The organism is Salinarimonas sp. NSM (assembly GCF_052380005.1).
Lineage (GTDB): Bacteria > Pseudomonadota > Alphaproteobacteria > Rhizobiales > Beijerinckiaceae > Salinarimonas.
In genome coordinates this window covers 1-10,870 of the sequence record NZ_JBQTCJ010000046.1, presented here as the reverse complement: position 1 = coordinate 10,870, position 10,870 = coordinate 1, and the positions used below count along the sequence as shown (strand labels likewise).

At 73.9% G+C, this 10,870-nt stretch carries 9 protein-coding genes; 2 read left to right on the top strand and 7 right to left on the bottom strand.

All coding sequences use genetic code 11. From position 1 onward, the window contains the following. Positions 1–5 precede the first annotated feature (5 nt). From ACTZWW_RS16000 to ACTZWW_RS15990, 3 genes are read right to left on the bottom strand one after another with little or no spacing between them, the layout of a single operon-like run. On the bottom strand, positions 6–785 hold the full coding sequence (locus ACTZWW_RS16000; protein ID WP_444781967.1) for a class I SAM-dependent DNA methyltransferase: 780 nt from the start codon (positions 783–785) through the stop codon (positions 6–8). After that, on the bottom strand, positions 785–1,984 hold the full coding sequence (locus tag ACTZWW_RS15995) for a hypothetical protein (RefSeq protein ID WP_444781966.1): 1,200 nt from the start codon (positions 1,982–1,984) through the stop codon (positions 785–787). The genes ACTZWW_RS16000 and ACTZWW_RS15995 overlap by 1 nt, the downstream gene beginning before the upstream one ends. Next, complete coding sequence (locus ACTZWW_RS15990) at positions 1,981–2,973, bottom strand: fatty acid desaturase family protein (protein WP_444781965.1); 993 nt, start codon at positions 2,971–2,973, stop codon at positions 1,981–1,983. Before ACTZWW_RS15990 ends, ACTZWW_RS15995 begins: the two co-directional genes overlap by 4 nt. Positions 2,974–3,234: 261 nt before the next feature. Between ACTZWW_RS15990 and ACTZWW_RS15985 the strand changes: the two genes are divergently transcribed. Both ACTZWW_RS15985 and ACTZWW_RS15980 read left to right on the top strand, forming a co-directional pair. Beyond that, complete coding sequence (locus tag ACTZWW_RS15985; protein ID WP_444781964.1) at positions 3,235–6,294, top strand: FAD-dependent oxidoreductase; 3,060 nt, start codon at positions 3,235–3,237, stop codon at positions 6,292–6,294. A 17-nt stretch (positions 6,295–6,311) separates the two neighbouring features. Continuing rightward, complete coding sequence (locus ACTZWW_RS15980) at positions 6,312–7,319, top strand: P1 family peptidase (RefSeq protein WP_444781963.1); 1,008 nt, start codon at positions 6,312–6,314, stop codon at positions 7,317–7,319. Positions 7,320–7,327: 8 nt separating this feature from the next. On the opposite strand, the gene ACTZWW_RS15975 is transcribed toward ACTZWW_RS15980, so the two are convergent. From ACTZWW_RS15975 to ACTZWW_RS15960, 4 genes are all read right to left on the bottom strand, one after another. Further along, positions 7,328–8,092 carry an SDR family oxidoreductase gene (locus ACTZWW_RS15975; RefSeq protein ID WP_444781990.1) on the bottom strand — a complete coding sequence of 255 codons (765 nt, stop codon included), beginning with the start codon at positions 8,090–8,092 and terminating at the stop codon, positions 7,328–7,330. Between the two features lie 32 nt (positions 8,093–8,124). Next, entirely contained in the window at positions 8,125–9,009 is an 885-nt protein-coding gene (locus ACTZWW_RS15970; RefSeq protein ID WP_444781962.1) for a 2-oxo acid dehydrogenase subunit E2, read from the bottom strand. A 10-nt stretch (positions 9,010–9,019) separates the two neighbouring features. Continuing rightward, positions 9,020–10,450, bottom strand: a complete 1,431-nt coding sequence (locus tag ACTZWW_RS15965) for an NAD-dependent succinate-semialdehyde dehydrogenase (protein ID WP_444781961.1) — start codon at positions 10,448–10,450, stop codon at positions 9,020–9,022. A 17-nt stretch (positions 10,451–10,467) separates the two neighbouring features. After that, positions 10,468–10,870, bottom strand: a 403-nt coding sequence (locus tag ACTZWW_RS15960) for a hypothetical protein (RefSeq protein ID WP_444781960.1), incomplete at its 5' end; no start/stop codon positions are given.

Sequence of the window (10,870 nt, the reverse complement as noted above, 5' to 3'; positions counted from 1 at the left end):
CCCCCTCACCGCTTGCGCAGCACGATGATCATCCGCGTCGCCGCGGGATCGCCGAAGCCGATCGCCTCGTCGAACCCGCCCCACACGCCCACGAGGTCGAACGTCCCCGTCGCCGAGGCGATGGCGACGACCTCCTGCACCGTGATGAAGCGCTCGACGGCCTCGGAATGCGACACCGTGCGCGTCCCGTCCCGCTCGACCTCGATCATGGTGCGCGCCCGCGCCACCTGCCGGACCGGGTCGAGCTCCGGCGGCTCGACGCCGTAGGTGATCGTCACGCGCGTGCCGTTCTTCTCGCCGGCGTAGATCACCGGCTCGTAGTGCCAGACGTTGACCTCGCGCGGGTGCATGTTGTCGAGAAAGTAGAGCCCCCCCGGCTCGAGCGCGTCCGCCACGCAGCGGAAGTGGTCGCACAGCTCCTCGAACGTCTGCAGGCTGTCGATGCCGTCGAGCATGGCGGCGGCGGCGTCGTACCGTTCCGGCACCGCGAAGGCGCGCATGTCCGCGGCGAAGAAGCCCGCCGGGCTGCCCGTCGACGCCGCCTGGTCGCGGGCGAAGGCGATCATGCTCTCCTCGAGGTCGAATCCGGCGGCGCGCTTGCCGGCGCGGGCCATGTGCCGCGCATGGTAGCCGGGGCCGCAGGCGACCTCGAGGAACGAGGTCATCTCCCGCCCGGCCTCGCGGGCGAAGAGGCGCTCCATGAAGGCCGTCTCGGCCTCGACGGGGCGGTCGAAGACGACGTCGTAGACGAGCGCGTCGCCGTAGAGCTCGCGAAACTCGGCCATCAGGCGTCCTCCAGGAACGGCGCGACGAACGGCGCGACCCGGTCGCGCGCGACGAAGCAGTCGGCGTAGAGCCCGTTGAAGTTCGTGCGGATCGCGGTCGAGTACGCGCCGAGATCGTGGAACGCGAGCCAGTCGCCGGTCTCCACGGCGTCCGGCAGCCGATAGCCGTCGCCGAGATGGTCGACGTTGTTGCAGGTCGGGCCGAACAGGCGGAAGGCGCGCGAGCCCCCGGAGAGCGGGCGTCCCAGGCGCGTCGCGGTGATGCGCACCCGCGTGCCGAGCAGCGGCATCTCCGAGAGCGCACCGTAGTAGCCGTCGTTGACGAACAGGTCCGCCCCGCGCCGGAGCGTGACCTTGGTGAGCACCGACAGCGCCGGTGCGACGAGCGCGCGCCCCGGCTCGCACAGGAGCCGCGGCGGAGCGTCGGTGCCGAACGCCTGCGCCGCCTCGCGGACGGCGCGGAAGTACGGCTCGAGCGTCAGGCCCGGGTTCGCGTAGGCGTGGGGAAAGCCGCCGCCGACGTCGAGCAGCACCGGCGCGACGCCGCTCTCCCGCGCGCAGGCGACGGCGAGCGCGATGGCGCCGCGATAGGCGTCCGGCTCCTCGCACTGGCCGCCGACGTGGAAGGTGAGCCCGGGCCGCTGGCCGTTGCGGACGATGGCGCGGCAGCAGGCGGCGGCATCCGCCGGGCCGAGCCCGAACTTGCCGCTGATCGGCACCGCCGCCGTCGCGTCCGGCACGTCGAGCCGCACGGCGAGGCAGACCTCCGGGTCGCCGTCGGTCGCCTGGCGGACCTTCTCGACCTCCTCCAGGCTGTCGACCGCGAAGGTGCGGGTGCCGAATTCCCGGTGGGCGCGGCGCACCGCGCCGGCCGGCTTGACCGGGTTCATGAAGTGGACGCGCAGGTCCGATCGACCCCGCACCGCCCGCTCGATCTCGCCGATGGAGGCCACGTCGAGATCACGGATACCGGCGGCGATCACGGCGTCGAGCACGCGCGGATCGTCGTTCGCCTTGACCGCGTAGAGCGTCGTGCCGGGAAAGCCCGACAGGAAGGCATCGCAGCAGGCGGCGATCCGCTCCTCGCTGCGCAGGTAGATCGGGCCGTCCTCCAGCATCCGGTCGATGTCCACCGGCGTGAGCGGGGGCTCGCGCGATTCCTCGCGCGCGGGCCCGGCGACGATCGGCGACGCGGTCATGCGCGCCTCCCTTCGCCGGCACCACCCTCGCCGGCGCCGCCGCGCCGGCTCACCGCACCCAGCCTCTCGCGCGCGAAACGCTTCCAGAAGGCGCCATAGCTCGCGGCGGAATGCGGGTGACGCAGGCGCCGGGACAGGTGCGGCAGGTGGTAGATCGGCACCTCGGGAAAGCGATGATGCGTGGCGTGGCGCGTGTTGTTCATGCACAGGATGTCCGCGAGCGGGCTGTCGGTGAGCTCGAACGAGTTCTGCTCGGCGGCCCGATCGTCGAGGTCGGCGAGGACGTGCTCGGGGAACTCGATCATCACGTGGCTGATCGTCGCCGCGAGCAACGCGATCGCCGCGTAGGGCCAGACCCAGGGCACGAACGTCGCAAGCGCGACGCCGGCGGCGATCCAGGCCGCGGCGGCGAGCCGGTACTCGAGCACGATCTTGCCCAGGATCTTGTCCGGGAGCGGCACGGTGCCGAGCAGGATCTCGTCGATCTCCGCGCGCAGCCGTTGCGGCGCGACGAAGGCCTGAGCCGTCCGGCGCAGCGCGCTCGACCAATGCGGCACCATCAGGTGGTGGCGCACGACCTTCGGCAGGTCGCGGATGGAGCGGACGTCGGGATAGTCGAACCCCTCGATGCGCGGGTCGCGGTGGTGATGGAAGTGCGTCCAGCGCCATTGCGACCACGGCAGCAGGAACGGGAAGGTGACGATGTTGCCGAGCACGCGGTTCAGGTACCACACGCGCCGGGTGAAGAAGCGCCCGTGCATGAGGGCGTGGCCGAGCTCCAACCCACGCGCGAAGAAATAGCCGAGGACGGCGCTGGCGGTCCCCGCGACGAGCGGAACGTCGATCCCGTATCGCGCGATCGCCCAGACGCACACCGACAGTACGCCGAAGTGAAGCAGGAGAGCAGATGCGGCTCTCCAATCAGATGGCTCGTATTCGCGCCGGATCATCCCGTCCGTTCCATGCGCGCTCGTCGCTGAGTTCGACATGTCGACCCCTCGATAGGCAGATGAAGATCCCGGCAGCCGTCGCGACGGGCTCGAGATGCGAGCCGTCGCAGTGCCTCCACCGGGACGGAGGCTCGCCCGGCCGACCCGTGTCGGATCCTCGTGTGCGACCCTAGCGGGTACAAGACAATCCCAACCGCCGGGACAAGGCAAGCTACGGGCTAAACCGGACGTTTATCGGCGTCACGCTTCGGGCTAGGCTCCTCGGCGATCTCGGATCGCGCCTCGCAACGAAAGCACCCCATGAGAGCAGTCGGGAGGACTTCGCGCATCGGCGACCCGTTCGTCGACGTGTGCATCGTCGGCGCCGGCGCGGCGGGCCTGCACACGGCCCTCTCGGCCGCCGAGCGCGGCGCGTCGGTGGCGGTCCTCGAGCGCGGCGCCATCGGCGAGGCGGCGTCGGGGAACAACGGCGGCTTCCTCGATTGCGGCTATTTCTCGCTCGACTTCGAGGGTCTCGTCGCCCGCGTCGGACGAGCGCGCGCGCGGCGCCTCGTCGAGCTCTCGGTTCACGGCTGGGCGGTGGCGCGTCGGCGGGCGGCCGCCGCGGGGATCGTCGGCCGTCGCGGCATGCTCACCGTCTCCCGCCACGCGCCGGGAGGCCTGCGCGGCTTCGCCCGCATGGCCCGCGAGACCTTCGGGCTGAGCGTCGACTGGGTGGCGCCGGGCGAGCTGGGCGACCACGTGCGCGCGCCGCACTATCACGAGGGGCTCCTCGACCACCGCGGCATCACGATCGCGCCGGATGCGATGATCCGCGCGCTCGCGGGCCTCGCCCGGGCCGGCGGCGTGCGCGTGCTCGAGCACGCCGAGGTCCGTGGCCTCGCGCGCGACGGCGGACGCTGGCGCGTCGAGACGTCGGCCGCGACGATGATCGCGGACTCCGTCGTCGTCGCGACCGGCGACGCCGGCGCCCTCGCCGGCCCCGAGGCCGCCCCGGCGTTCGGCCTGTACAGCCATGTCGCCCTCAGCGAGCCGCTGGACCCGGCACGCGTCGCCGAGGTCCTGCCCTCCGGGCTCGCGGTCGCCGACACGCGCCTCGGCTGCGACTACTTCTCGATCACGAACGAGGGGCGCCTGCGCTGGGGCGGGCGTCTGGCGGGGGGCCCTCAGCCGCGGGAGTCGGTGCATGCGGCGCTCGCCCGGGACATCGCGGCCACCCTGCCGACGCTGGGGCGCGTGCGGCTGGAGCGGGTCTCGAGCGGCGCGATGCACTACGGCCGCGCGCGCATGCCCCGGATCGGGCGCTCCGCGGCGGGCCTGCTCTACGCGGGCTGCTTCGGGCACATCGGCAACGCGACGACCGCCATGGCCGGCGAGGTCATCGCCGATGCGCTGTGCGGGGACGAGCGGTCGCTGCGCCTGTTCGCGCCGTTCGCGGGCCGTCGCGGCGGCGCGCTGCCCCTCCCCATCCCGCTGCCGGCGCGCTCGCGGCTCGTGGCGGGCGCTCTGCGTGCGCGTGACGCGCTCGACGAGATGCGCGCGCGCGCCGCCGCGAGACGGCCCTCCCCCGATGACGCTCCCCCCGCCCTCGAGCGTCCCCGCATGCCGGCGCTCGCGCGCGTCGACGTCGAGCTCGTGCAGCGGCCCGACGGCTACCTGGTGCGCTCGCGCGCTCCGCTGCGGCCGTTCGAGCCGACCCTCGTCGCCCCCTTCCGGTACTGGGCGCGGGTCATACCGCGCGCGACCTTCCTCGCGGAGCGCGGCCCGGACGGCGCCTGGCGGGAGCTGCGCTGGGGCGAGGCGCGCCGGACGGTCGACGCTCTCTCCGCACGGCTGCTCGCGCAGGGCGTCGGCCCCGGCGACACCGTGCTGATCGCGGCGCCGAACGGGATCGACCACGGCTGCCTAGTCCTCGCCGCGATGCAGATCGGGGCGGTCGTCGCCCCGGTCTCGCCCGCGCACGTGTCGGGCGAGGACGCCTTCGAGCCGCGCCTCGACGCGGTTCTGGACCTCGTGTCCCCGCGCGCGGTCTTCACCCGGGACGCGGACGCGCTGGCCGGGAGCGACCGGATGCGGGCGCATCTGCGCGACACCGGCGCCGTCCATCTCTACGCACGTGGCGCGCCGGGTCCCGGCAACCTCTCCGCCGGGCGCATCGCCGGCGCACCCGACGCGGCGGTGGAGCGCGCGGTCGCGGCGCTAGAGGCGGGGACGCCCGCGCGCATCACCTTCACCTCCGGCTCGACGGGCCGCCCCAAGGGGGTCGTCGCGACGCACGGCATGCTGAGCGCCCAGCAGCAGATGATGGCGCAGGCCTGGCCGTTCCTGGAGACCGCGCGGCCGGTCCTCGTCGACTGGCTGCCGTGGACCCACGTCTCCGGCGGCGTCAACTCCTTCAACATGACGGTCCGCAACGGCGGCGCGCTCCACATCGACGACGGCCGTCCCACGGCGGACGGCATCGGCCGCACGGTGGAGAACCTCACCCGCGTCTCCCCGACCTGGTACACCAACGTCCCCCTCGGCTGGCGGCTGCTGGTGCCGCGGCTGGAGGAGGACGCGGGCCTGCGCGCCTCCTTCCTGCGCCGCCTCGACATGGCCCTCTACGGCGGCGCCGCGCTCGACGGGGATCTGTGGGAGCGGCTGCGGCGCATCCTCGACACGCGTCCCGGAGGTGCGCCCGTGATCGGGTGCGGCTGGGGGAGCACCGAGACGACCTCGACCGTCACGGTCACCCATCACGCCGCGGCCCGCAACGGCGAGATCGGCCACCCGCTGCCGGGCCTCGAGCTCAAGCTGGTGCGCACCGGTGACGGCTTCTCGGCGCACGTCCGCGGGCCGAGCGTGGTGCGGTCCTATCTCGGGGACGTCGGCTGCCCGATCGACGACGAGGGGTTCTACGCGATGGGCGACGCCGTCGGCTTCGTCGATCCGCAGGATCCCGAGCGCGGGCTGCGCTACGAGGGGCGCCTGGGCGAGAGCTTCAAGCTCTCCTCGGGTGCCTGGGTCGAGGCGACGCTCCTGCGCACGCACCTCCTCGCCGCGCTCGCGCCGCACGCGAGCCAGGTGCTGGTCGCCGGCCCCGGGCGCGAGCGGCTCGTCGCGCTGGTCTGGCCGGCGAGCGTCGCCGACCTCGACCATGCGCGGCGCGGGATCGACGCGGCGCTCCACCGCTTCAACGACGCCAATCCGCGCCGGACCCGGCGGATCGCCGCGTTCGCCGTGTCGACGCACGCCCTCTCGCTCGCCGCCGGCGAGATCACGGAGAAGGGCACCATCAACCAGGCGCGCTGTTTCGAGACACGCTCGGCCGAGCTCGCGGCTCTCGACGCGCGCGCGCTCGCCGTCTCGGCGCGGTGACGGAGCAGGATACGACCGTGCAGACGAGGCCGGGCCCACGCAACGCCATCACCGACGTCGAGGGCGTCCTCGTCGGCAGCGCCCATGACGAGACCGTGGTGACCGGAGCGACGGCGGTGCTCTTCCCCACGCCGAACGTCGGCGCCGTCGACGTCCGCGGCGGCAGCCCAGCGACGCGCGAGACGGACGTCCTGCGCGGCACCGGCGCCACCGAGACGATCGACGCGATCGCGCTCGCGGGCGGGTCGGTTCACGGGCTCGCCGCGGCGGACGGGGTCGTCGAGACGCTCCAGGCGCGCGGCCGGGGCTTCGCCGTGCGCGACCTCGTCTTCCCCATCGTGCCCGCGGCCGCGCATTTCGACTTCTACGGACCCGGAGACAAGTCCCTCGCGCGGGCGTCGCTCTATGCGCGGCTCGGGGCCCGCGCCGCGGCGAGCGCCGACGCGGACCCGCGGCTCGGGAATGCCGGGGCCGGCTACGGCGCGCGGGCCGGCAAGCTGAAGTCGGGGCTCGGCACCGCCTCGATCGTGCGCGAGGACGGCGTCGTCGTGGGCGTGCTGCTGGCCGCCAACCCGACCGGGTCCGTGCTGATGCCCGGTACCGACGCCTTCTGGGCCTGGAGCGTCGAGCGCGACGGGGAGTTCGGCGGACGCCGCCCCCCGCCGGACTGGAGCGCACCCGCCACGCCCCCGCTCGGGGGGACGGCGCGGGAGCGCGCGAGCACCGTCATCGGCGTCGTGGCCACCAACCTCGCGCTGACCCGCCCGCAGCTCGAGCGGGTCGCCGCGATGGCGCACGACGGCCTGGCGCGCGCCATCGTACCCGTGCACATGCCCGAGGACGGCGACGTGCTCTTCGCCGTCTCGACGGGCGCGCTCGCCAAGGACGTCGACCTGCGGGATCTGGGCCTCGTCGGCGCGCTCGCGGCGGACGTGGTGGCGCGGGCGGTCGCGCGCGCCGTCTACTGCGCGCGGACGCTCGACCGGCTCGAGGGCTACCGGGCACGGATCGGCGAGACGGAGTGAGCGCGCGCTCAGCGCGCGAGCCAGCCGCCGTCGACGGGGATCACCGCACCGTGGACGAAGTCCGCGGCCGGCGAGCAGAGGAAGACCGTGACGCCCGCGATATCCCGCGGCGCGCCCCAGCGCCCCGCGGGGACGCGCGCGAGGAGGGCTGCCGTGCGCGCCTCGTCGGCCTGGAGCGCCGCCGTGACGTCGGTGGCGATGTAGCCCGGCGCGACGGCGTTGACGTTGACGCCGTGCCCCGCCCATTCGTTGGCGAGCGCCTTCGTCAGCTGCGCGATCGCGCCCTTCGAGGCGGCGTAGCCCGGCACCAGGATGCCGCCCTGGAACGAGAGGACCGAGGCGGTGAAGACGATCTTGCCGCCCTGCCCGCGCGCGATCATCCGCGCGCCCAGCGCCCGGGCCAGGCGGAACGGCGCCGTGAGGTTCACGTCGAGCACCGCGTCCCAGTCCTCGTCGGAATGGTCCGTCGCCGGCGCGCGGCGGATGATGCCGGCGTTGTTGACGAGGATGTCGATCGCCGGGCCCTCGTCGAGGCGCGCCACCAGCGCGTCGAGCGCGGCGCGGTCGCCGAGGTCGCAGCACTCGGCGGTGAAGCGCCGGCCGGTGGCGGCGATCTCGGCGCCGACCGCCCCGCCGTCGGCCTCGAGCCCGGAGCTGACGCCGACGATGTCGGCGCCCGCCTCCGCCAGCGCCACCGCCATCGCGCGGCCGATGCCGCGCCGGCAGCCGGTGACGAGGGCCGTCTTGCCCGTCAGGTCGAAGAGCGAGGCGATCGTCATGGCGGGCTTCTCCTGCGATCGCCGGCTCAGAGCAGCCGGCGGGGGTCCTCGATGAGGCGGGCATAATGCGCGAGGAAGCGCGCCGCGTCCGCCCCGTCGATCACGCGGTGATCATAGCTCAGGTCGAGCGGGACCATGGGGCGCGGCACGAAGCGCTCGCCGTCCCAGACGGGCGTGATCTCGGTGCGGGTGAGCCCGAGGATGGCCACTTCCGGCGGGTTCACGATCGGCGTGAAGGCTCGGCCTCCGATGCCGCCGAGGTTCGAGATCGTCATGCCCGCGCCGCCCATCTCGTCCGGGCGCAGCTTGCGCGCCTGCGTGCGCCCGGCGAGGTCGGCGATCTCCTCGGCGATCTCCCACAAGCCTTTGCGGTCGGCCCCGCGCACCACCGGCACGCTGAGCCCGTGGGGTGCGTCGACCGCGATGCCGACGTCGATCCAGTGCTTCAGGATCAGCGTCTCGCCGTCCTCGGAGAGCGAGGCGTTGAAGCGGGGGAAGTCCTCGAGCGCCCGCGACAGCGCCTTGACGTGGAAGGCGAGCGCGGTGAGCCGCACGCCGCGAGCGGCGGCCTCCTGCTTCATCGCGGCGCGGAAGGCCTCGAGCGCGGTGACGTCGGCGCGGTCGTGGTGGGTCACCGCCGGGATGCGCGCCTGCGCCGCCGCCATCGCCGCCGCCGAGACCTTGGCGAAGCGCGAGAGCGGCTCGCGGGTCGCCGGCCCGTAGGCCTCGTGCTCCACGGCCCAGTGGCGGGCGTGGGTGTCCGCGGCCGGCGCGGCGCCGCCCGACAGCTTCCGGTCGACGTCCTCGCGGGCGATGCTGCCGCGCCCGAGCTCGCGGCCGAGCGCATCGATATCGACGCCGTTGCGGCCCGCATGCGCCCGCACGGAGGGGCTGGCGATCACGTCGGTCATGTCCGTCTCCTCACCAGGCCGCCGAGACGTACTGGCTTTCCATGAATTCCAGCATGCCCTCGTGCCCGCCCTCGCGGCCGAGGCCGGACTGCTTGACGCCGCCGAAGGGCGCCGCCGGGTCCGAGACGAGGCCGCGGTTGAGCCCCACCATGCCGTATTCGAGCCGCTCGCAGACGCCGAGCCCGCGCTTCATGTCCTCGGTGAACACGTAGGCCACGAGGCCGTATTCGGTGTCGTTTGCGCGGCGAATCGCGTCCTCCTCGTCGGAGAAGGTCTGGATCGCGGCGACGGGGCCGAAGATCTCGTCGCGCAGGCACTCGGCATCGTCGGGTACGTCGGTGAGCACGGTCGGCGGGTAGAAATAGCCCTTCCCGTCGGGACGACGGCCGCCGAGGCGCACCGTCGCGCCCTTGGAGACCGCGTCGTCCACGAAGGCGGCGACCTTGTCGCGTGTGTCGGCATTGACCAGCGGGCCGACGTCGACCTGCGGATCGAGGCCGTCGCCGACCTTCAGGGCGGCCATCTTCTCGGTGAAGCGGGCGGTGAAGGCCTCCGCCACGCTCTCGTGGACGTAGAAGCGGTTCGCCGCCGTGCAGGCCTCGCCGAGATTGCGCATCTTGGCGAGCATCGCGCCCTCCACCGCGGTGTCGATGTCGGCGTCGTGCAGCACGAGGAGCGGCGCGTTGCCGCCGAGCTCCATGGCTGGCTTCAGCACCTGGTCGGCGGCGCTCCGCAGAAGCGTGCGGCCGACGCCGGTGGAGCCCGTGAAGGACACGACCCGCACGCGCGGATCGTGCAGCATCCGGTCGACGATCGCGCCGGTGCGCCGCGAGGGCAGCACGTTGACGACGCCCGGCGGCACGCCGGCCTCCTCCAGCAGCGGCATCAGCGCGAGCATGGTCAGCGGCGTCTCGGAGGCGGGCTTGATGACGACGGGGCAGCCGGCGGCGAGGGCCGGCGCGATCTTGCGGGTGCCCATGGCGGCCGGGTAGTTCCAGGGCGTGACCAGCACCGCGATGCCCGCGGGCTTGTGCTGCACCAGGATGCGCGCGCCCGAGGCCGGCGCGCGGGAGACGAGCCCGTCGGCGCGCACGGCTTCTTCAGAAAACCAGCGGAAGAACTCCGCCGCGTAGGTCGCCTCGCCCCGCGCATCCGCGCCGGCCTTGCCGTTCTCGAGCGTGATCAGCCTCGCGAACTCGTCGCGCCGGGCGCTCATCAGCTCGAAGGCCTTGCGCAGGATTTCCGCCCGCTCGCGCGGCGTGCGCGCGGCCCAGGGGCCGAAGGCGCGGGCGGCGGCGTCGAGCGCGGCATCGGCGTCGGCCGTGGTGGCGGAAGCGACGGAGGCGAGCACGGTCTCGTCGGCGGGGTTGATCACGTCGAAGCGCTCGCCCTCCGAGCCGGGGCGCCAGGTGCCGTCGATGTAGAGGTCGGTGTGGTCCATGATGCGATCCAGACTGGTCAGAGGAGGTGGCGCAGCGGCTCGGCGAGCCGGCCGGCGAGCGCCGTCACGAGCGCCAGAGCTGCGCGGTCGTCGAGCCTGTCGGCCGCGTAGTCGAGGACGAGCGCGATCTCGTCTCCCGCGGGGACGAGGGTGAGCGCGGGCGTCGCGAGCCCGCCCGCTCTTGCCGAGACGATCGGCGTATCGAGGAGGTCGCGCACGACGAGCGCGGGGGCGGCGGCGTCTTCGCTCGGCGCGAGCGTCGCGAGGCGGGCGCGGTCGGCGTCCGCGTAGCGGACGGGCTCCGCGCCGTCGGCGGTCTCGACGGCGACGACGAGGGGGGCCGGCCCGGGATGCGAGCCGCGCAGCCCGGCGGCGGCGAAGGCGGCGAGCACGGCCGCGCGCGGGTTCGCGCCGCAGCCC